We start from the raw sequence: 19,974 nt of genomic DNA, 5'->3' as shown, positions 1-19,974 counted from the left end.
GCCGCGGGCCGCACGGGCGCGCGGCATCCGTCGGCCCGTGCGAGCGCGCTGCCGCGGGCGACGCGCAGGGCCGTCCCCATGCCCCGGGGACGAGGAGTCCGCTGGTCTAGAATCGAGCGGTCATGACCTCCATCTACGACTGCTCGGTCGATTCCCAGCTGCTCACCGGCATGCGACTCGCACGTGGCGCCATCAGCCGCGGCGAGCTCGTCGTGATCCCCACCGACACGGTCTACGGGGTCGCCGCCGACGCGTTCGACCCGAAGGCCGTGGAGCGCCTCCTGCACGCGAAGGGCCGCGAGCGCACCTCGCCGCCCCCGGTGCTCATCCCCGGCATCCCGACCCTCGACGCGCTCGCGACCGAGGTGCCCGAGCCCGTGCGCCGGCTCGTCGCCGAGTTCTGGCCGGGCGGGCTCACCGTGATCCTGCACGCGCAGCCGTCGCTGCAGTGGGACCTCGGCGAGACGCGGGGCACCGTGGCCCTGCGCATGCCGGCCAACCAGATCGCGCTCGAGCTCCTCTCGGAGACCGGGCCGCTCGCGGTGTCGAGCGCGAACCTCTCGGGGCAGCCGTCGGCGACCACGGCCGTCGACGCGCAGGCCATGCTCGGCGAGTCGGTGGAGGTCTACCTCGACGGCGGCCCCGCCGGCGAGGAGTACGAGGCCATCGGCGAGCGGCCGGGTGACACGAGCTCGACCATCGTCGACGCGACCTCGTTCACGGGCGAGGGCGGCCTGCTGCGCATCGTGCGGGCCGGCGTCATCTCCCGTGAGCGCATCGCGGCGGTCGTCGGGGAGGAGCTCCTCGCGCCCGCCGACGGCGAGGAGGCCGCCGAGACCGTGCCGGTCGCGCCCGAGGACGAGGCGATCGCCGTGGAGGATGCGGCACCCGAGGCGCCCGCGGCATCGGAGGCGCCCGTGGCACCCGAGGCGCCCGCGGCATCCGCTCGCGCCACCGCCGACGATGGAGCGGATGCCGCCGCCTCATGACCCTCTTCCTCGCGCTCGCCCTCGTGGCCGCGCTCGTCACCTTCGGCGGCTCGGTGCTCGTCTGGAAGCTCAGCCTCAAGTACCGCCTCTACCCGAAGATCCGCGAGCGCGACGTGCACACCCGCCCGACGCCGAGGCTCGGCGGCATCGCGATGTTCGTCGGCATCCTGGCGGCGATCGGCGCGGCGGCGTTCGTGTCGACGCTCGGCTCGTCGCGGTTCTCGGTGGTGTCGATCATCTTCCAGAACCCGACGCAGATGCTCGCGATCCTCGGGGCGGCGCTGCTCATCGTGCTCATCGGCGTCGCCGACGACATCTGGGACCTCGACTGGACGACGAAGCTCGCCGGCCAGTTCATCGCGGCGGGCCTCATCGCGTGGCAGGGCGTGTCGATCGTGTCGCTCCCGATCGGCGGCATCACGGTCGGCTCCTCGTGGATGAGCGCGACGATCACCGTCTTCACGATCGTGCTCGTGATGAACGCGATCAACTTCATCGACGGCCTCGACGGGCTCGTCGCGGGCGTCGCGCTCATCGCGAACGGCGTGTTCTTCCTCTACACGTACCTGCTCGTGCAGAAGACGTCGCCGCTCAACTACTTCAACCTCGCGTCGCTGCTCGCCATCGTCGTGGTGGGCGCGTGCGCCGGGTTCCTGCCGCTGAACTGGCATCCCGCGAAGCTCTTCATGGGCGACGCCGGCGCGCTGCTCATCGGCCTGCTCATGGCGACCTCGGCCATCGCGGTCACGGGCCAGATCGACCCGGCGTCGCTCGGGCTCGGCGAGCTGTTCCCCGCGTTCATCCCGATCATCCTGCCGTTCGCGGTGCTCGTGATCCCATTGCTCGACTTCGGGCTCGCGGTCGTGCGACGGCTGCGCGCCGGCAAGTCGCCGTTCGCGGCCGACCGCAAGCACCTGCACCACCGCCTGCTCGACATGGGCCACTCGCACCTCAACGCCGTGCTCATCTTCTACGGGTGGACGGCGGTCGCCTCGGTCGGATGCCTCCTCTCGTTCGTGTTCCCCGTGTACTTCGGCATCCCGTCGGGATGGGCGTTCCTGCTGCTCGGCATCGGGTTCCTCGTGTGCGCGGTCTTCACGCTCGCGCCGCTCGGACGACGCAAGCGCCTCACGGTCGCGGCCGAGGCCGACGGCCACGACCGGGTTGCCGCGACGGTGTTCGACGAGCTCGAGTCGTCCGAGCCGGTGGCGGTGGCGACGGGTGCGGTGCCCGTGGCGACGGGTGCGGTGCCGGTGGCGACGGGTTCCGTGCCCACGGGGTCCGGCGACGCCTCCGGTCCGGCTTCAGGTCAGGGCCGCCCGGTAGAATCGGGCGACCCCGAACTGGAGCACGATGACCGACGCACGTCCTGAACCCGCCGACCGCACCCCCACCTCGAACCCGGTGCTCCGCAGGGCGCTCCTCTGGGGCGGGCTGCTCGCCGCGATCGTCCTCGTGGTGAGCGGGGTCCTCGGGCTCGTGTTCGCCGGCACCGAGGGGCTCGTGAGCGCCCTCGTCGGCACGCTCATGGCCGTGGTGTTCATGGGGATCACGGCGGCGAGCATCCTGCTCGCCAACCGGTTCGCCGCAAGCGACGTGTTCGTCGGCATCTTCTTCGGCGTCGTGCTCGGCGGCTGGCTGCTGAAGTTCATCGTCTTCATCGTGCTCGTGGTCGTGCTGCGCGACGCCGACTGGCTCAACCCGACCGTGTTGTTCCTCAGCCTCGTCGGTGGCGTGATCGCCTCGCTGGTGGTCGACGTGATCGTCGTCGCGACCTCGCGGATGCCCTATGCGAGCGACGTGAAGCTGCCCCAGGCGCCGACCGACGACTGAGCCCCATCTCGAATTCGTCTGCTCGTAGAAGTCTTGCTAGAGTAATGGCGATCCCCCCGGTTTCCGCGCTTTTTCACGTGTGCGGAAACTGTTCCGATGTTCGACGACGCGAGAGCCGAGCTCCACGCCCCGAAACAGGAGATAGCGCTGCTAGCTAACGCTCTGAACCTGCTGGTTCCGACTGCAACCGATGATGGTGAGTTCCACGGGCCGTCGATCATGGAGTTCTTCCCCGACCCGATCGCGTTCGAGGGAACCCCCTTCGAGATCAACCGCATCATCCTGGTCCGCTGGGTCGCCGTCATCGCGCTGCTCCTCGTGTTCTGGCTCGGCACGCGCCGCATGAAGGTCGTCCCCGGGCGGTTCCAGAGCCTCGTCGAGATGGGCCTCGACCTCGTCCGCGTGAACATCGCCGACGACCTGCTCGGCAAGAAGGACGGCCGTCGGTTCCTGCCGCTCCTCACCACGATCTTCTTCCTCGTGCTGTTCATGAACCTCACGGGCGTCATCCCGTTCCTCAACATCGCCGGCACGTCCGTCATCGGCGTGCCCCTGGTGCTCGCGATCGTCGCCTACGTCACGTTCATCTACGCGGGCATCAAGAAGAGCCCCAAGAACTTCTTCAAGAACTCGCTGTTCCCCTCGGGTGTCCCGTGGCCGGTGTACATCATCGTCACGCCGATCGAGCTGATCTCGACGTTCATCATCCGTCCGATCACGCTCACCCTCCGACTCATGATGAACATGATCGTCGGCCACCTCCTGCTCGTGCTCTTCTTCGCGGCCACGCAGTTCTTCATCTTCAACCTCGGCGGCTGGTACACGGCCCTCGGCGTCGGGACGCTCGCCTTCGGCCTCGTCTTCACGCTCTTCGAGGTCCTCGTCGCCGTCCTGCAGGCCTACGTCTTCGCACTCCTCACCGCGGTCTACATCCAGCTCGCGGTGGCGGAAGAGCACTGAGCCCGGGCACCCGCCCAGAACATCCCTAGGAAAGGAAAACCCCAACGTGGACGCAACTACCGTTCTCGCTGAGATCAACGGCAACATCGCGACCGTCGGCTACGGCCTCGCGGCGATCGGCCCGGCCATCGGCGTGGGCATCGTCGTCGGCAAGACGATCGAGGGCGTCGCCCGCCAGCCCGAGCTGGCCGGCCGCCTCCAGGTGCTGATGTGGATCGGCATCGCCTTCACCGAGGCGCTCGCCTTCATCGGCATCGCGACCTACTTCATCTTCGTCTGATCGACCCCGCGCACCTGAGGAGGCCAACGTGCTTCATGCAGTACTGAGGGCTGCTGAGGAGGGCCACGAGACGACCCCGAACCCGGTCCTGCCCGCGACCTACGACATCGTCTGGTCGGCAGTCTGCTTCGTGGTGATCCTCGTGTTCTTCTGGATCTACGTGCTCCCGCGCGTTCGGAAGCTGCTCGATGAGCGCGCCGAGGCGATCGAGGGCAACATCGCGAAGGCCGACGAGGCCCAGCGCAAGGCCGAGGCGGCGCTCGAGGAGTACACCGCCCAGCTCGCCGACGCGCGGGCCGAGGCCGGCCGCATCCGCGAGACCGCCCGCGACGACGGCCGGAAGATCGTCGCAGAGGCGAAGGACCAGGCGACCAGCGAGGCGGCCCGCGTCACCGCGACCGCTCAGGCGCAGATCGAGGCGGAGCGCCAGTCGGCGCTCGTGTCGCTGCGCTCGGAGGTCGGCACCCTGGCGATCGACCTCGCGTCCGGCGTCATCGGCGAGAGCCTCACCGACGACCGCAAGGCGCAGAACGTCGTGGACCGCTTCCTCGCCGATCTCGAGGCGAGCGAGCAGGCTGCTGCCGGAGGGAAGAAGTAATCCATGGGTAGCGCTACGAGAGGGGCCCTCGCCGGCACGCGAGCCGCGCTCGCGCAGCTCGGCCGGGCCGAGCTGCAGGTCGCAGAGGACCTCCTCGCGGTCGGCCGGGTCGTGGGCTCGTCGTCGCAGCTGCGCTCGGCGCTCATCGACGCCGAGGCGGATGACGCGCAGAAGCGCACGCTCGTCGAGTCCGTCTTCGGCGCCAAGGTCACGGCCGACGCGGTGACGCTCGTCACCGCGGCCGCGACGCGGCGCTGGTCGACCGGCGACGACTTCATCGCCGGTCTCGAGGACCTCGGCTACCGCGTCGCGGCGGAGTCGGCCCGCGAGGGCGTGGAGATCGACGCCGAGCTCTTCGCGTTCGAGCGCGCCGTGGCATCCGACGCCGAGCTCGAGCTCGCGCTCGGCAGCAAGCTCAGCCCGCTGCCCTCGAAGCTCGCGCTCGTCGACCGGCTGCTCGGCGGCAAGGCGTCGCCGCAGACCGTGGCGATCGTGCGGCACCTCGTGCAGCAGCCGCGCGGCCGCCGCATCGGCGAACTGCTGCGGCACGCGGCATCCGTCGTCGCCGACCAGCGCGGCTTCGACGTCGCGACGGTCACGACCGCGGTGCCGCTCACGGCCGAGCAGCTCGGCCGGCTGGCGCAGGGTCTCGTCGCGCAGGCGGGCCGCCGGGTCCGATTCGACACCATCGTCGACCCCGCCGTCATCGGCGGAGTCCGCGTGCAGATCGGCGACGACGTCATCGACGGCAGCGTCGCCTCGCGCCTCAGCGAGCTGAGGCAGAAGCTTGCCGGCTGACGCCGGATGAAACGACCGGCGCCCCGCGCCGAGACACACCAGTAGCTGGTCAACCGGCACAGAAAAGGGCCCGGCCCTTCAGAAAAGGAAATGGCAATGGCAGAACTCTCCATCAGCCCTGACGAGATCCGTTCCGCTCTCTCGGAGTTCGTCTCGTCGTACGAGCCCGGCCAGGCGCAGAAGACCGAGGTCGGGTACGTCAGCGACGCAGCCGACGGCATCGCGCACGTCGAGGGCCTGCCCTCGGTCATGGCGAACGAGCTCGTGCGCTTCGCGGACGGCACGCTCGGCCTCGCGCTGAACCTCGACGAGGACGAGATCGGCGTCGTCGTGCTCGGCGAGTTCACCGGCATCGAGGAGGGCATGGAGGTGACCCGCACGGGCGAGGTCCTCTCGGTGCCCGTCGGCGAGGGCTACCTCGGCCGCGTCGTCGACCCGCTCGGCAACCCGATCGACGGCCTCGGCGAGATCACCGGCATCGAGGGCCGCCGCGCCCTCGAACTCCAGGCGCCCGGCGTCATGCAGCGCAAGTCGGTGCACGAGCCGCTGCAGACCGGCATCAAGGCCATCGACGCGATGATCCCGATCGGTCGCGGCCAGCGCCAGCTCATCATCGGCGACCGCCAGACCGGCAAGACGGCGATCGCGATCGACACGATCATCAACCAGAAGGCCAACTGGGAGTCGGGCGACCCCTCGAAGCAGGTCCGCTGCATCTACGTCGCGATCGGCCAGAAGGGCTCGACCATCGCCTCGGTGAAGGGCGCCCTCGAGGACGCCGGTGCGATGGAGTACACCACCATCGTCGCGGCCCCCGCGTCCGACCCCGCCGGCTTCAAGTACCTCGCGCCGTACACCGGCTCGGCCATCGGCCAGCACTGGATGTACGACTCGAAGCACGTGCTCATCATCTTCGACGACCTGTCGAAGCAGGCCGAGGCCTACCGCGCCGTGTCGCTGCTCCTCCGCCGCCCGCCGGGCCGCGAGGCGTACCCGGGTGACGTCTTCTACCTGCACTCGCGCCTGCTCGAGCGCTGCGCGAAGCTGTCCGACGAGCTGGGCGCCGGATCGATGACGGGCCTGCCCATCATCGAGACGAAGGCGAACGACGTCTCGGCGTACATCCCGACCAACGTGATCTCGATCACCGACGGCCAGATCTTCCTCCAGTCCGACCTGTTCAACGCCAACCAGCGTCCCGCGGTCGACGTCGGCATCTCGGTCTCCCGAGTCGGCGGCGACGCGCAGGTCAAGTCGATCAAGAAGGTCTCGGGCACGCTGAAGCTCGAGCTCGCGCAGTACCGCTCGCTCGAGGCGTTCGCGATGTTCGCGTCCGACCTCGACGCGGCGAGCCGCCGCCAGCTCGCGCGCGGCGCCCGCCTCACCGAGCTCCTCAAGCAGCCGCAGTACTCGCCGTACCCCGTCGAGGAGCAGGTCGTGTCGATCTGGGCCGGCACCAACGGCAAGCTCGACGAGGTGCCCGTCGAGGACATCCTGCGCTTCGAGCGCGAGCTCCTCGACTACCTCGGCCGCAACACCGACGTGCTCAGCCAGCTCCGCGAGACCAACGTCCTCTCGGACGACAACGTCTCGACGCTCGAGGCCGAGGTCGACAAGTTCAAACTCGAGTTCCAGACCGGCGAGGGCAAGCCGCTCGCCTCGGTCGGACGCGAGGAGTTCGAGGCCAGCGCCGAAGAGGACGTCAACCAGGAGAAGATCGTCAAGGCTCGCCGCTAGGCGACCGCGATCGACGACGAACTCTAGGGATACAGGAGAGACATGGGAGCGCAACTTCGGGTCTACCGGCAGAAGATCAGGTCTGCCCAGACGACGAAGAAGATCACGAAGGCGATGGAGCTCATCGCCGCCTCGCGCATCCAGAAGGCGATGGCGCGCGTGACGGCTTCGTCGCCGTACTCGCGCGCCATCACCCGCGCCGTGTCGGCCGTCGCGACGTACTCGAACGTCGACCACGTGCTCACGACGGAGCCCGAGAAGATCGAGCGCGCCGCCGTGGTCATCCTCACGTCGGACCGCGGCCTGGCCGGCGCCTTCAACTCGCAGGTGCTCCGCGAGGCGGAGGAGCTCAGCGAGCTGCTCCGCTCGCAGGGCAAGGAGGTCGTCTACTTCCTCGTCGGGCGCAAGGCGGTGGGCTACTTCCAGTTCCGTCGCCGGGCGTCCGAGCGGCAGTGGACCGGCAGCTCCGAGAACCCCGAGTTCGAGCTCGCCAAGGAGATCGCGGACGCGGTGCTCGAGGTGTTCCTCCGCGACGCGGCCGACGGCGGCGTCGACGAGATCCACGTCGTCTACAACCGGTTCGTCAGCATGATGACGCAGTCGCCCGAGATCGTGCGCCTCCTGCCGCTCGAGGTCGTCGAGGGCGTCGAGGAGCCCGACGCCACGGTGCAGCCGCTCTACGAGTTCGAGCCCGACGTCGAGACGGTGCTCGACTCGCTCCTGCCGGTGTACATCGAGAGCCGCATCTTCAACGCGCTCCTGCAGTCCGCGGCCGCGAAGCACGCGGCGACGCAGAAGGCGATGAAGTCCGCGTCCGACAACGCCGACAAGCTCATCACCGACTACACCCGGCTGGCGAACGAAGCGCGCCAGGCCGAGATCACGCAGCAGATCGCCGAGATCGTGGGCGGCGCCGACGCGCTCGTCGCAAAGAAGTAATCCAGAAAAGAGAGAGCCAGAATGACTGACACCGCAACCGCGCCGGTCGCCGCGTCGACCGCCGGCGCCGTCGGCCGCATCGCCCGTGTGACGGGCCCCGTCGTCGACATCGAGTTCCCGCACGACTCGATCCCCGACATCTACAACGCTCTCAAGACCGAGATCACGATCGGCGACGAGACCTCCATCCTCACGCTCGAGGTCGCCCAGCACCTCGGCGACGACCTCGTTCGCGCCATCGCGCTGAAGCCCACCGACGGGCTCGTTCGCGGCCAGGAGGTCACCGACACCGGCGAGGCGATCTCGGTGCCCGTCGGCGACGTCACCAAGGGCAAGGTCTTCAACGTCATCGGCGAGATCCTGAACGGCGAGCCCGGCGAGCAGGTCGAGATCACCGAGCGCTGGCCGATCCACCGCAAGCCCCCGGCCTTCGACCAGCTCGAATCGAAGACGCAGCTGTTCGAGACCGGCATCAAGTCGATCGACCTCCTCACCCCCTACGTGCAGGGTGGAAAGATCGGCCTCTTCGGTGGTGCGGGCGTCGGCAAGACGGTCCTCATCCAGGAGATGATCCAGCGCGTGGCGCAGGACCACGGTGGTGTGTCGGTGTTCGCCGGCGTCGGTGAGCGCACCCGTGAGGGCAACGACCTCATCCACGAGATGGACGAGGCGGGCGTCTTCGACAAGACCGCCCTCGTCTTCGGCCAGATGGACGAGCCGCCGGGGACGCGTCTGCGTGTCGCCCTGTCGGCGCTCACGATGGCGGAGTACTTCCGCGACGTGCAGAAGCAGGACGTGCTCCTCTTCATCGACAACATCTTCCGCTTCACGCAGGCGGGCTCCGAGGTGTCGACGCTGCTCGGCCGCATGCCGTCCGCGGTGGGCTACCAGCCGAACCTCGCCGACGAGATGGGCATCCTCCAGGAGCGCATCACCTCGACGCGCGGTCACTCGATCACCTCGCTGCAGGCGATCTACGTGCCGGCCGACGACTACACGGACCCGGCGCCGGCCACCACGTTCGCGCACCTCGACGCCACGACCGAGCTCTCGCGTGAGATCGCCTCGAAGGGCCTCTACCCGGCGATCGACCCGCTGACCTCGACGTCGCGCATCATGGACCCCCGCTACCTGGGCGAGGACCACTACCGCGTGGCGACCACGGTCAAGCAGATCCTCCAGAAGAACAAGGAGCTGCAGGAGATCATCGCGATCCTCGGTGTCGACGAGCTCTCCGAGGAAGACAAGATCACCGTGGCCCGCGCGCGCCGCATCCAGCAGTTCCTCTCGCAGAACACCTACATGGCGAAGAAGTTCACGGGTGTCGAGGGCTCGACCGTTCCGCTCAAGGACACCATCGAGTCGTTCGACGCGATCGCCCGCGGCGACTTCGACCACGTGGCCGAGCAGGCGTTCTTCAACGTCGGCCCGATCTCGGACGTCGAGGAGAACTGGGCTCGCATCCAGAAGGAGAACGGCTGAGCATGGCCGCCCTCAACGTGAGCGTCGTCTCGGCCGACCAGGAGGTCTGGTCGGGCGAGGCGTCCATGGTGGTCGCCCGCACGGTCGAAGGCGAGATCGGCATCCTGCCCGGACACGAGCCCATGCTCGCGATCCTCGCCGGCGGCGAGGTGCGCGTGACGCTGCCCACTGGCGAGAAGGTCATGGCCACCGCCGAGGACGGCTTCCTGTCGGTCCAGTCGGACTCGGTCCAGGTGGTCGCGTCCCGCGCCGAGCTGTCCTGAGGAGTTCCGGATGCAGGGGGAGCAGCCGATCGACCGCCAGTTCGGTGACCTGAGCGTCACCCAGCTCATCGTCATGGCCGGGTTGCCGGGTGCGGGCAAGTCGACGATCGGGGAGATCGTCGGCGCCCGCCTCGGCGCCACGGTCGTCTCCGTCGACCCGATCGAGTCGTCCATCCTGCGTGCCGGGATCGACTCCGACCAGCCGACCGGCCTCGCCGCGTACCTGGTGGCCGAGGAGATCGCCGAGAAGGAGCTGCTCTCGGGGCGCACGGTCATCGTCGATGCGGTGAACGCCGCCGAGTCGGCCCGTCTGCAGTGGCGCGACCTCGCCGCGCGCACCGACGTGCGCCTGCGCGTGATCGAGGTCGTCTGCTCCGACGAGGCGCTGCACCGCGCGCGGCTCGAGAAGCGCGAGCGCGGACTGCCGCACCTCGAGGAGACCACCTGGCGGGCCGTCGAGCAGAGCCTCGACGGGTACGCGCCGTGGACGGGGCCCTCGTCGGCGTTGCCGCGCATCACGATCGACAGCGTCGAGTCGCTGGGGTCGAACGTCGACGCCGCGCTGTCGTTCATCGCCGCCTAGTGCTGCTCCTGCTGCCGCCGTCGGAGACGAAGCGCGACGGCGGGGACGGCATCCTCGACCTCTCGGCGCTCTCGTTCCCCGAGCTCACCGCAGCACGTGCCGAGCTCGTCGAGCGGGTGGTCGAGCTCGCCGAGGACCACGAGGCCGCGATGCGCGCGCTCAAGCTCGGGCCGCGTCAGGCCGCCGAGGTCGATCGCAATCGCGCGCTCCGCGAGGCACCGACGATGCCGGCGATCGACCGCTACACGGGCGTGCTGTACGACGCCCTCGACGCGCCGACGCTCGACGCCGAGGCCCGCGCCTTCGCACACCGCGCGGTGGTCGTGCACTCGGCGCTGTTCGGCCTCGTGCGGGCGATGGACCCGATCCCGGCGTATCGCCTCTCGCACGACTCCCGGGTGCCCGAGGTCCGGCTGCGCCGGTTCTGGCGCGAGCCGCTGTCGGCCCGGCTCGCCGCGACGCCGGGTGTGATCCTCGACATGCGATCCGAGGGATACGCCGACCTCGGGCCCGCGCCGGCGCGCGAGGGGAGCGTCTTCGCGCGCGTCGTGTCGGTGGAGGCCGACGGACGCCGTCGCGCGCTCAATCACTTCAACAAGCACGCGAAGGGCCGGTTCACTCGCGCGTTCGTCGAGTCGCGGCCCGAGATCGGCTCGCTCGAGGAGCTCGTCGAGTGGGCCCAAGCCGAGGGGTTCCGCCTCGATCTGCGGGAATCCGACCGGCCCGACGCCGTGCGCGAACTCGAACTGGTCGCCTGAGCGAGCGAGCGAGCGGTCGGGCGGGCGGGGCCGATTCGGCCGCCGACGCGCCCGACCCGCCGCGCGATCAGGCTCGAACCGCGGCGGCCGCCTCATCGGCGTGACGCTCGGCGTTCGAGCGGAAGCAACCGGCGAGGTGGTCGTCGACCATGCCCGCCGCCTGCATGAGCGCGTACATCGTCGTGGGACCGACGAACCGGAAGCCCAGCTTGCGCAACTGCGTGCTCATGGCGGTGGACTCGGGCGTGGTCGACGGCACCTCGGCGAACGAGACGGGCGAGTCGTCGCGGGGCGACGGTGCGAAGCTCCAGAGGAGCTCGTCGAGCGGCTGGTCGAGCGCGAGCGTCGCGCGGGCGTTCTGGATGGTGGCCTCGATCTTGCCGCGATGGCGGATGATGCGGGCGTCGCCCAGGAGGCGCTCGACATCGGCCTCGATCATCGCCGCGACCTGCGACGCGTCGAAGTCGTGGAAGACCTCGCGGAACGCGGGACGGCGTCGGAGGATCGTGATCCACGAGAGGCCCGACTGGAATCCCTCGAGGCACACCTTCTCGAACAGCCGCACCGGATCGTGCTGCGGCGTGCCCCACTCCTCGTCGTGATAGCGCCGGTACTCGGGGTCGGCGGCACCCCACGCACAGCGCGCGAGCCCGTCGTCGCCCGTGACGATCTCGGGCCGCGGAACCACGCTCACGCGGCGAAGCCGATGCGCTCGTGCCCGAGGAGCCAGAGCTTGGTGGGGATGCCCTCGCCGCCGGAGTAGCCGGTGATGCGCCCGTCGGACGCGAGCACGCGGTGGCAGCCGACGATGATGGGGATCGGGTTGGCGCCCACGGCACCGCCGATCGCCCGCGCGGATCCGGGCTTGCCGACGGCGGCGGCGAGTGCCCCGTAGGAGGTGGCCTCGCCCCAGCCGAGGCGTTCGAGCTCGGCCCAGACGGCCTCCTGGAACGGCGTGCCGGAGAAGCGGACGGGGAGGTCGAACTCGGTGCGGGAGCCGGAGAAGTACTCGGTGAGCTGCGTGCGCGCGTCGTCGAGCACCGCGTTGGACCGCTCGGGCTCCCCGTCGTGGGGGAGTGCGCCGTCGCGTTCGATGGTGAGGCCGGTCACGGCCTCGTCGTCGCCGGTGAGCTCGAGGCGCCCGATGGGGCTGTCGAGGCGGATGAGGAACACGTTGGTCATGCTTCGAGCGTAGCCGCGGCATCCGACATCGACTCGCGGGAATCGGACATCGCGAGCTGAGGTCCGGGACGTGCGGCTGGGGAGGACGAGTCCCGCGGGCGGTGCGGCGGCGCGGCATCCGATCGCCCCGGTCGCGACCCCCGCGAGGGCACGCCTAGGCTGGTCGGATGACCGATCTCGAGTACCGCTCGCTCGGCCGTTCGGGGCTCCGCGTCTCGGCGGTCGGCCTCGGCGGCAACAACTTCGGACGCACCGGAACCGCGACCGAGACCCAGGACGGCACGAACGCGGTGGTCGAGGCGGCGCTCGACGCCGGCGTCAACTTCATCGACACGGCCGACATCTACGGCAAGGAGTACGGGCTCAGCGAGGCGCTCCTCGGCGAGGCGCTCCGCGGCCGGCGCGACGAGGTCGTCATCGCGACGAAGTTCGGCCACGCCTCCCTGCCGTCGCCGCTGCCCGCATGGGGCGCGCGCGGCTCGCGACGGTACATCCGGCTCGCGGTCGAGGGCTCGCTCCGCCGCCTGCAGACCGACTGGATCGACCTCTACCAGCTGCACACGCCCGACCCTGCGACCCCGATCGACGAGACCATCGCGGCCCTCGACGACCTCGTGCGCGCGGGCAAGGTCCGCTACGTCGGCCACTCCAACCTGAGCGGCTGGCAGATCGCCGAGGCGGAGCTCGTCGCCCGGGAGCTCGGGGCGGCCCGGTTCGTGTCGGCGCAGAACGAGTACAACCTGCTCTCGCGCGGCGCCGAAGCGGAGGTCCTGCCGGCCGCACGCCACTTCGGGCTGGGCTTCCTGCCGTTCTTCCCGTTGCAGAACGGCCTGCTGACGGGCAAGTTCCGTCGCGACGAGCACCCGGCCGACACGCGCATCATGCGCCAGCGCCGGCACATCGTCGACGACGCGCCGTGGGACGTGCTCGATCGCTACCGGGCGTTCGCGGAGGAGCGGGGCATCACGATGCTCGAGGCGACGTTCGGCTGGATGCTCGCGCAGCCGGGGCTCGCGAGCGTGATCGCGGGCGCGACGCGTCCCGAGCAGGTCCGCCAGAACGCGGCGGCGGGCGGCGCGTGGCGGCCGACCGAGGCCGAGGCGGAGGAGGTCTCGGAGCTCTTCGCCGGGCGCTGACGCGCCGACGCGCCGATGCGGCGACCCGCTGGGGACTCGTCCTCGGCAGGTGGCGCGAGGACGGCATCCACCACATCGCGGCCGTCCTCCTCGGGCGACGGATGCCGCGGGCCCCAGGCTGCCGGCATGACCACCATCATCCGAGCCGCTGCGGCCCACGACCTGCTCGCGCTCGTCCCCGCCCTCGCCGGCTTCGCGCCCGAGCGCTCGATCGTCTGCGTCGCGTTCCGCGGTTCGAGATCGGCCGGACTGCTGCGCCACGACCTCCCGCGCCGCGCTCGCGACCGTCCGTCGCTCGTGTCGGCGATCGTGGGCACGCTGTGCCGGATGCCGGGCGTCGACGCCGTGGTCCCGATCGCCTACACCGACCGCACCTTCGAGGGGTCCCGCGGGCTCCCCGAGCGGGCGCTGCTCGCCCTCCTCGTCCGCCGGGCCGAGCAGGCCGGCTTCGACGTGCGCGACGCGCTCTGCCGAGCCGCCGACGGCTGGGGGTCGCTGCTCGATCCCGCGACGCCGGCCGGTGGGCACGCGCTGGCGATGATCGACGAGAGCCCCGCCGCGGCGGCCCTGCCCGAGCGGGAGCCCGTCCATGCGTCGTCGACCGCGAGCGGACGACTGCCCGAGCGCGACGTCGACCTCTCGGCGGCGATCGCCGCCGAGCTCGCCGCGTTCGACGCACTCGAGGGCATCGGGGCGCAACTGGACCGCCTCGGCGACCTCGCCGACCCGGTCGCCCTCGTGGAGGCGCTCCTCGACGAGCCGCCTGCCGGCGCGGCATCCGAGTCGCCCACCGCGTTGCGCCTCGCCTGGTTCCTGCACCTCGCGGAGCGGCCGCCCGTCCGCGACGCCATGATGCTCCAGTTCGCCTTCGGGCCGGTCGTGGGTGCGGCCGCGCACGATGACGCGGTCGAGACCGCGGAGCGCGCAGAGCGAACCGGCGAGACCGTCGACGAGCTGGTGCGGCGCGAGCTCACCGACGGGGCCGAGGGCGAGGTGTCGGAGCTGCTCGGCCGGCTGCTGCTCGGACGGTCCACCGTTCGGCCCGACCCGGGCCGTGTCGAGCGCGCACTCGAGGTGTCCCGCATCGCGGCGGCGAACGCCCCAGGCGACCTCCACGTCGCCCCGTTGTGCATCGCGGCCTGGCTCGCATGGTCGCTCGGCCGCGGTTCCGCGGCCGGCGCCCTCATCGACCTGGCCGTCGAGGCCTCGCCGGGCCACTCCATGGCCACGCTGCTGTCGGCGTTCATCGGCAGCGGCGCCCTGCCCGAGTGGGCGTTCGTGGACCCGCGCTCATCGAGCCGTCGCCGGCCGTGAGTCCGGGATCAGTGGCCGACGAGCGGCGCGATCAGGCGAGCGGCGAGCGATGGACGCCTCGTGATGCGCTCCTCCAGGTCGGCGAACTGCATGCCGAGGATGCCGAGGTTGGCCCCGGCGAAGCGCAGCGGCTCGGGCTCCCAGAGCGGCGAGCGGTGATTCGTCCACGGCAGCGTCGTCAGCTCGGTCTCTCGGCCGAGCACCAGGTCGGCGAGCGTGCGGCCGGCGAGGTTGGTGGTCGAGAGCCCATCGCCCACGTAGCCGCCCGCGAAGCCGACGCCCGTCCGCGGGTTGTAGCTCGCGGTGGCGTGCCAGTCGCGCGCGATGCCGAGGGGACCGCCCCACCGATGCGTGATCCGGGCGTTCCCGACGGCCGGGAACAGGTCGCGCAGTGCATCCTGCAGGTGCTCGAACACGTCGTCGACGCGCTCGTACGACGGGTCGACGCTGCTGCCCCAGTGGTAGCGGGCCCCGCGTCCGCCGAACGCGAACCGGTTGTCGGCGGTGCGCTGTCCGTAGATCAGCAGGTGCCGGTAGTCGCTGAACGTCTGCCCGTGGTCGACGCCGATCGCGTCCCACACGTCGTCGTCGAGCGGCTCGGTGGCGATCATGAGCGAGTACAGCGGCATGACCCGTCTGCGCACGCGCGGCAGCTGCGAACCGTAGCCCTCGAGGGCGACGATCACGTGCCGGGCCGACACCCGGCCCTCGAACCCCGTGTCCACCGAGCGGAACCGCACCGTTCCGGCGGCCCAGTCCCGCACCTCGGTGCGCTCGAAGAGCGAGACGCCCATCGCCTCGACCACTCGGGCCAGCCCGCGGACGAGCTTGGCCGGGTGCACGCTCGCGCACGCGGGATCGAACACGGCGGCCGGAGTCCGGCCGTCGCGGCCGGTCGCGCCGAAGCGCGCCCCGACGGTGCGCTCGTCCCAGTACTCGGTGCGATCGACGCCGTACTGCCGCGCCTCCGCCACGTCGGCGCGAGCGAACTCGCGCTGCACGTCGTTGCGCGCGAACACGACCGTGCCGCCGCGCTCGTAGTCGCAGTCGATCCCCTCCAGGGCGGCGACCCGGCCCACCTCGTCGACGGTGTCGACCATGGCGCGCCGCATCGCGACGGCAGCGTCGAACCCGTGCCGTCGTTCGAGCGAGCCGGGGGAGCGCGGGAAGAGGGCGGAGCACCAGCCACCGTTGCGGCCCGACGCCCCGAATCCCGAGATCTCGCGCTCGAGCACGGCGATGCGCAGGTCGGGGTCGGCCTTCGCGAGGGAGTACGCCGTCCAGAGGGCGGTGAGCCCGCCGCCGACGATGCACACGTCGAAGCGGGCGTCGGCCGTGAGGGCGGGGCGCGGCGTGAGATCGTCGCGCCCCGTCGTCACGAGGTCGTCGAGCCAGAAGCTCGCCCGGCGGTAGCCGGCAGCCGTGCCGTCGGTGGCGCGGTGCAGGCTCGCCATCAGACGCGCGCGGGCACGAGGAGGTGCTCTCCGCCGTGCTGGTGACCCTTGAAGTCCTCCGCTCGGTTGGACGCCTCGGTGAGCACCGAGCGCAGCGTCTGCTCGATCTCCTGGAACTCCGGCACGCCGATCGTGAGCGGCGGCGCGAGCTGGATCACGGGGTCGCCACGGTCGTCGGCACGGCAGTACAGCCCGGCGTCGAAGAGGGCCTTCGACAGGAACCCGCGCAGCAGGTGCTCGGACTCCTCGTCGTTGAACGTCTCGCGGGTGGCCTTGTCCTTCACGAGTTCGATGCCGAAGAAGTACCCGTCGCCGCGCACGTCGCCGACGATCGGCAGGTCGAGGAGCTTCTCGAGCTCGGCCCGGAACAGCGGGGAGTTCTCGCGCACGCGCTCGTTGAGGCGCTCCTCCTCGAAGATGTCGAGGTTCGCGAGTGCGACGGCCGCGGACACCGGGTGTCCGCCGAAGGTGTACCCGTGGTAGAAGCTCGTCGTGCCCTTCGAGAACGGCTCGTAGATCTTCTCCGACACGATCGTCGCGCCGATGGGGGAGTAGCCCGAGGTCATGCCCTTGGCGCAGGTGATCATGTCGGGCACGTAGCCGTAGGCGTCGCAGGCGAACATGTGGCCGATCCGGCCGAATGCGCAGATGACCTCGTCGCTCACGAGCAGCACGTCGTACTGGTCGCAGATCTCGCGCACGCGCTGGAAGTACCCGGGAGGCGGTGGGAAGCAGCCGCCCGAGTTCTGCACCGGCTCGAGGAAGACGGCGGCGACGGTCTCGGGGCCCTCGAAGAGGATCATCTCCTCGATGCGGTTCGCCGCCCAGACGCCGAACGCCTCGAGGTCGTCGGCGGGCGCGCCGACGTCGGCCGCGCGATAGAAGTTCGTGTTGGGCACGCGGAAGCCGCCGGGGGTGAGCGGCTCGAACATCTGCTTCATCGCCGGGATGCCCGTGATGGCGAGCGCGCCCTGCGGGGTGCCGTGGTAGGCGACCGCACGCGAGATGACCTTGTGCTTCGTGGGCTGGCCCTTCAGCTTCCAGTAGTACTTCGCCAGCTTGAAGGCGGTCTCGACGGCCTCGCCGCCGCCCGTGGAGAAGAACACGCGGTTGAGGTCGCCCGGCGCGTAATCGGCGAGCCGGTCGGCGAGCTCGATCGCAGAGGGGTGGGCGTACGACCAGATCGGGAAGAACGCGAGCTCCTGCGCCTGCTTCGCGGCGACCTCCGCGAGGCGGCGGCGCCCGTGGCCGGCGTTGACGACGAAGAGGCCCGAGAGGCCGTCGAAGTACTCACGACCGTGGATGTCGTAGATGTGATGGCCCTCGCCGCGCGTGATGATGGGGACGCCGTTCTCCTCCATCGTGGACTGCCGCGCGAAGTGCATCCAGAGGTGGTCCTTCGCCTTCTGCTGCAGTGCGGCGTCGTCGAAGCCGGACGAGCCGAGGCTCGTCGCTGCGTCGATGGTGGTCATCGGGATCTCCTTCCGGGCGGCCCGCGGTCAGCGGGTGCCCCAGTTGTAGAACTGCTTCTGCAGTTTCAGGTAGACGAACGTCTCGGTGCTGTGCACGCCGGGCAGGTTGCGGATGCGCGAGTTGAGGAGGTTGATGAGCTCCTCGTCGTTCTCGCACACGACCTCGGCCATGAGGTCGAAGCTCCCCGCCGTGAGCACGACGTAGTCGAGCTCGGGGATCTCCGCGAGTCGCTCCGCGAGCTCGCGGGTGTCCCCGCCGGCACGGATGCCGATCATCGCCTGCCGCGTGAAGCCGAGCTGCATCGGGTCGGTCACGGCGACGATCTGCATCACGCCCGACTCGGTGAGCCGCTGCACGCGCTGTCTGACCGCCGCCTCGGAGAGGCCGACGGCCTTGCCGATGTCGGCATAGGAGCGCCGGCCGTCGACCTGGAGCTGCTCGATGATCGCCTTCGAGACGTCGTCGAGGTGCACCGGGCGCGACGAGGCGGAGCGCGGGGCGTTCGTCATGCGACCGATTGTGTCAGTGGCGGATGCCGCAAGCAAGCGATTCCGTCGATTTCCACCCATTTCACAACTGATTCCTATGCATTCACTCGCGTTTCACCACGGATCGCGCCTATCATGGGCGCCACGGCGCCGGTCCGGCGCCGCGGGCGCGCGCGCCGCGCCGACGCCATCACATCCGAGGATCGACATCCATGAGCAGCGGCACCCTCCTCAGCACCGGCACCCTCCGGAACTTCGTCGGCGGCGAGTACGTGGAGTCGCAGGGCGACGACGCGCTCGACCTCGTCGACCCGGCGACCGAGGAGGTCTACGGCTCCGCGCCCATCTCCACCGCGGGCGACCTCGACCTCGCCTACCGCGCGGCGTCCGACGCGTTCGAGACGTGGGGGGAGACCACCCCGGCCCAGCGCCAGCTCGCGCTCTTCCGCATCGCCGACGCGATGGAGTCGCGCGCCGACGAGTTCGCCGACCTCGAGTCGCAGGACACGGGCAAGCCGCGCGCCTCGCTCGTCGCCGACGAGATCCTGCAGTCGGTCGACCAGCTCCGGTTCTTCGCGGGCGCCGCCCGCAACCTCGAGGGCCGGTCGGCCGCCGAGTACCTCGCCGGCCACACCTCGTTCGTGCGCCGGGAGCCGATCGGCGTCATCGGCCAGGTCACGCCGTGGAACTACCCGCTGAACATGGCCGTCTGGAAGGTCGCACCGGCCATCGCCGCCGGCAACACGGTCGTGCTGAAGCCGTCGGACACGACGCCCCTCTCGACGCTGAAGCTCGCCGAGGTCGCGGCCGAGTTCCTGCCCGCCGGCGTGCTCAACGTCGTCACCGGCGACCGCGGCACGGGTGCCGCGCTCCTCGAGCACCCCACGCCGCAGATGGTCGCGATCACGGGCTCGGTCCGCGCCGGCATGGAGGTCGCGCGCGCTGCGGCATCCGACCTCAAGCGGGTGCACCTCGAGCTCGGCGGCAAGGCGCCCGCGATCGTCTTCCCCGACACCGACCTGCAGGCCGCCGCGGCCGGCATCGTCACCGCCGCGTACTTCAACGCCGGCCAGGACTGCACGGCCGCGACGCGGGTCATCGTCCACGAGTCCGTGCACGACGCGTTCGTCGCCGCGCTCGTGGCCGAGGCCTCGGCCAACGCCCGCACGGGCGGCCCGCGCGAGGACGGCGTCCTCTTCGGCCCGCTCAACAACGCGAACCAGCTCGCGCACGTGTCGGGCTTCATCGACCGCCTGCCGGTCCACGCAGACGTCGCCCTCGGCGGCCGCCGCCAGGGCGACCGCGGCTACTTCTGGGAGGCGACCGTCGTGACCGGGCTCCGCCAGGACGACGAGGCCGTGCAGCGCGAGATCTTCGGCCCGGTGCTCACCGTGCAGTCGTTCCGCGACGACGCCGATGCGCTCGCCATGGCCAACGGCGTCGACTACGCGCTCGCGGCATCCGTCTGGACCGGCGACCACACGCGGGCGATGCGGTTCGCGAAGCACCTCGACTTCGGCTGCGTCTGGATCAACGCGCACATCCCGTTCGTGTCCGACATGCCGCACGGCGGCTTCAAGCACTCGGGCTACGGCAAGGACCTCTCCAACTACGGCTTCGAGGACTACACGCGCATCAAGCACGTGATGAGCCACATCGGCTGACATCGCGCACGCGTTCGCGCTCGCGGCGGTGCCAGACTGTTCG

General features: G+C 70.4%; 21 protein-coding genes. 16 read left to right on the top strand and 5 right to left on the bottom strand.

Annotated elements, in window-relative coordinates; genetic code table 11:
- Positions 1-122 precede the first annotated feature (122 nt).
- From FYC51_RS01215 to FYC51_RS01155, 13 genes are all read left to right on the top strand, one after another.
- On the top strand, positions 123-989 hold the full coding sequence (locus FYC51_RS01215) for an L-threonylcarbamoyladenylate synthase (RefSeq protein WP_148731878.1): 867 nt from the start codon (positions 123-125) through the stop codon (positions 987-989).
- The gene (locus tag FYC51_RS01210) at positions 986-2,362 is read left to right on the top strand and encodes an MraY family glycosyltransferase (RefSeq protein ID WP_148731877.1); all 1,377 of its coding nucleotides are present in this window, start codon (positions 986-988) and stop codon (positions 2,360-2,362) included. Before FYC51_RS01215 ends, FYC51_RS01210 begins: the two co-directional genes overlap by 4 nt.
- A complete protein-coding gene (locus FYC51_RS01205) occupies positions 2,343-2,822 on the top strand; it encodes a Cg1360 family ATP-synthase-associated protein (RefSeq protein ID WP_148731876.1) in 480 nt (159 codons plus the stop codon). Before FYC51_RS01210 ends, FYC51_RS01205 begins: the two co-directional genes overlap by 20 nt.
- Positions 2,823-2,984: 162 nt before the next feature.
- Positions 2,985-3,782 (top strand): F0F1 ATP synthase subunit A, encoded by a 798-nt coding sequence (gene atpB, locus FYC51_RS01200; protein ID WP_148734058.1) that lies wholly within the window; start codon positions 2,985-2,987, stop codon positions 3,780-3,782.
- A gap of 46 nt (positions 3,783-3,828) precedes the next feature.
- A complete protein-coding gene (gene atpE, locus FYC51_RS01195) occupies positions 3,829-4,062 on the top strand; it encodes an ATP synthase F0 subunit C (protein WP_022888426.1) in 234 nt (77 codons plus the stop codon).
- A 28-nt stretch (positions 4,063-4,090) separates the two neighbouring features.
- A complete protein-coding gene (locus tag FYC51_RS01190) occupies positions 4,091-4,660 on the top strand; it encodes a F0F1 ATP synthase subunit B (protein ID WP_148731875.1) in 570 nt (189 codons plus the stop codon).
- 3 nt (positions 4,661-4,663) lie between these two features.
- On the top strand, positions 4,664-5,458 hold the full coding sequence (locus FYC51_RS01185; RefSeq protein ID WP_148731874.1) for a F0F1 ATP synthase subunit delta: 795 nt from the start codon (positions 4,664-4,666) through the stop codon (positions 5,456-5,458).
- A gap of 96 nt (positions 5,459-5,554) precedes the next feature.
- Positions 5,555-7,195 carry a F0F1 ATP synthase subunit alpha gene (atpA, locus tag FYC51_RS01180; protein WP_148731873.1) on the top strand — a complete coding sequence of 547 codons (1,641 nt, stop codon included), beginning with the start codon at positions 5,555-5,557 and terminating at the stop codon, positions 7,193-7,195.
- A 42-nt stretch (positions 7,196-7,237) separates the two neighbouring features.
- Complete coding sequence (locus FYC51_RS01175; RefSeq protein ID WP_148731872.1) at positions 7,238-8,134, top strand: F0F1 ATP synthase subunit gamma; 897 nt, start codon at positions 7,238-7,240, stop codon at positions 8,132-8,134.
- A 21-nt stretch (positions 8,135-8,155) separates the two neighbouring features.
- Positions 8,156-9,616 carry a F0F1 ATP synthase subunit beta gene (gene atpD / locus FYC51_RS01170; protein ID WP_148731871.1) on the top strand — a complete coding sequence of 487 codons (1,461 nt, stop codon included), beginning with the start codon at positions 8,156-8,158 and terminating at the stop codon, positions 9,614-9,616.
- A gap of 2 nt (positions 9,617-9,618) precedes the next feature.
- A complete protein-coding gene (locus tag FYC51_RS01165; RefSeq protein ID WP_148731870.1) occupies positions 9,619-9,879 on the top strand; it encodes a F0F1 ATP synthase subunit epsilon in 261 nt (86 codons plus the stop codon).
- A 10-nt stretch (positions 9,880-9,889) separates the two neighbouring features.
- Positions 9,890-10,462 carry a P-loop nucleotide/nucleoside kinase family protein gene (locus FYC51_RS01160; protein WP_148731869.1) on the top strand — a complete coding sequence of 191 codons (573 nt, stop codon included), beginning with the start codon at positions 9,890-9,892 and terminating at the stop codon, positions 10,460-10,462.
- Entirely contained in the window at positions 10,462-11,220 is a 759-nt protein-coding gene (locus FYC51_RS01155) for a YaaA family protein (RefSeq protein WP_148731868.1), read from the top strand. The genes FYC51_RS01160 and FYC51_RS01155 overlap by 1 nt, the downstream gene beginning before the upstream one ends.
- 67 nt (positions 11,221-11,287) lie before the next feature.
- Here FYC51_RS01155 and FYC51_RS01150 read toward each other — a convergent pair whose 3' ends face one another.
- Entirely contained in the window at positions 11,288-11,914 is a 627-nt protein-coding gene (locus FYC51_RS01150; protein WP_148731867.1) for a DNA-3-methyladenine glycosylase I, read from the bottom strand.
- Positions 11,911-12,402, bottom strand: a complete 492-nt coding sequence (locus tag FYC51_RS01145; RefSeq protein WP_148731866.1) for a methylated-DNA--[protein]-cysteine S-methyltransferase — start codon at positions 12,400-12,402, stop codon at positions 11,911-11,913. The genes FYC51_RS01150 and FYC51_RS01145 overlap by 4 nt, the downstream gene beginning before the upstream one ends.
- Before the next feature lie 167 nt (positions 12,403-12,569).
- Here FYC51_RS01145 and FYC51_RS01140 point away from each other — a divergent pair, with 167 nt between their 5' ends.
- A complete protein-coding gene (locus FYC51_RS01140; RefSeq protein ID WP_148731865.1) occupies positions 12,570-13,538 on the top strand; it encodes an aldo/keto reductase in 969 nt (322 codons plus the stop codon).
- 126 nt (positions 13,539-13,664) lie between these two features.
- A complete protein-coding gene (locus FYC51_RS01135) occupies positions 13,665-14,852 on the top strand; it encodes a DUF4192 family protein (protein WP_187432433.1) in 1,188 nt (395 codons plus the stop codon).
- An 8-nt stretch (positions 14,853-14,860) separates the two neighbouring features.
- Here the strand turns inward: FYC51_RS01135 and FYC51_RS01130 are convergent, their stop codons facing one another.
- The 3 genes from FYC51_RS01130 to FYC51_RS01120 are packed head-to-tail and all read right to left on the bottom strand — an operon-like array spanning position 14,861 to position 18,288.
- Positions 14,861-16,306, bottom strand: coding sequence for an NAD(P)/FAD-dependent oxidoreductase (locus FYC51_RS01130; protein WP_148731863.1), 1,446 nt, complete (start codon positions 16,304-16,306; stop codon positions 14,861-14,863).
- Positions 16,306-17,778: an aspartate aminotransferase family protein gene (locus FYC51_RS01125; protein ID WP_148731862.1), complete on the bottom strand. Its 1,473-nt coding sequence runs from the start codon at positions 17,776-17,778 to the stop codon at positions 16,306-16,308. Before FYC51_RS01125 ends, FYC51_RS01130 begins: the two co-directional genes overlap by 1 nt.
- A gap of 27 nt (positions 17,779-17,805) precedes the next feature.
- Positions 17,806-18,288: an Lrp/AsnC family transcriptional regulator gene (locus FYC51_RS01120; RefSeq protein ID WP_148731861.1), complete on the bottom strand. Its 483-nt coding sequence runs from the start codon at positions 18,286-18,288 to the stop codon at positions 17,806-17,808.
- 191 nt (positions 18,289-18,479) lie between these two features.
- Between FYC51_RS01120 and FYC51_RS01115 the strand changes: the two genes are divergently transcribed.
- The gene (locus FYC51_RS01115; RefSeq protein ID WP_148731860.1) at positions 18,480-19,931 is read left to right on the top strand and encodes an aminobutyraldehyde dehydrogenase; all 1,452 of its coding nucleotides are present in this window, start codon (positions 18,480-18,482) and stop codon (positions 19,929-19,931) included.
- The last annotated feature ends 43 nt before the right edge of the window (positions 19,932-19,974 follow it).

The organism is Agromyces mariniharenae, assembly GCF_008122505.1.
In the GTDB taxonomy this organism is placed as follows: Bacteria; Actinomycetota; Actinomycetes; order Actinomycetales; family Microbacteriaceae; genus Agromyces; species Agromyces mariniharenae.
Note: the sequence above shows the minus strand (reverse complement) of the source record. Positions and strands in the feature narration are given on the sequence as shown.

Bases quoted from the DNA above. Each gene is read 5' to 3' on its own strand.
- FYC51_RS01215 (WP_148731878.1), top strand. From the start codon at position 123: ATGACCTCCATCTACGACTGCTCGGTCGATTCCCAGCTGCTCACCGGC.
- FYC51_RS01210 (WP_148731877.1), top strand. From the start codon at position 986: ATGACCCTCTTCCTCGCGCTCGCCCTCGTGGCCGCGCTCGTCACCTTC.
- FYC51_RS01205 (WP_148731876.1), top strand. From the start codon at position 2,343: ATGACCGACGCACGTCCTGAACCCGCCGACCGCACCCCCACCTCGAAC.
- FYC51_RS01185 (WP_148731874.1), top strand. From the start codon at position 4,664: ATGGGTAGCGCTACGAGAGGGGCCCTCGCCGGCACGCGAGCCGCGCTC.
- atpA (WP_148731873.1), top strand. From the start codon at position 5,555: ATGGCAGAACTCTCCATCAGCCCTGACGAGATCCGTTCCGCTCTCTCG.
- FYC51_RS01175 (WP_148731872.1), top strand. From the start codon at position 7,238: ATGGGAGCGCAACTTCGGGTCTACCGGCAGAAGATCAGGTCTGCCCAG.
- atpD (WP_148731871.1), top strand. From the start codon at position 8,156: ATGACTGACACCGCAACCGCGCCGGTCGCCGCGTCGACCGCCGGCGCC.
- FYC51_RS01165 (WP_148731870.1), top strand. From the start codon at position 9,619: ATGGCCGCCCTCAACGTGAGCGTCGTCTCGGCCGACCAGGAGGTCTGG.
- FYC51_RS01160 (WP_148731869.1), top strand. From the start codon at position 9,890: ATGCAGGGGGAGCAGCCGATCGACCGCCAGTTCGGTGACCTGAGCGTC.
- FYC51_RS01145 (WP_148731866.1), bottom strand. From the start codon at position 12,402: ATGACCAACGTGTTCCTCATCCGCCTCGACAGCCCCATCGGGCGCCTC.
- FYC51_RS01140 (WP_148731865.1), top strand. From the start codon at position 12,570: ATGACCGATCTCGAGTACCGCTCGCTCGGCCGTTCGGGGCTCCGCGTC.
- FYC51_RS01135 (WP_187432433.1), top strand. From the start codon at position 13,665: ATGACCACCATCATCCGAGCCGCTGCGGCCCACGACCTGCTCGCGCTC.
- FYC51_RS01130 (WP_148731863.1), bottom strand. From the start codon at position 16,306: ATGGCGAGCCTGCACCGCGCCACCGACGGCACGGCTGCCGGCTACCGC.
- FYC51_RS01125 (WP_148731862.1), bottom strand. From the start codon at position 17,778: ATGACCACCATCGACGCAGCGACGAGCCTCGGCTCGTCCGGCTTCGAC.
- FYC51_RS01120 (WP_148731861.1), bottom strand. From the start codon at position 18,288: ATGACGAACGCCCCGCGCTCCGCCTCGTCGCGCCCGGTGCACCTCGAC.
- FYC51_RS01115 (WP_148731860.1), top strand. From the start codon at position 18,480: ATGAGCAGCGGCACCCTCCTCAGCACCGGCACCCTCCGGAACTTCGTC.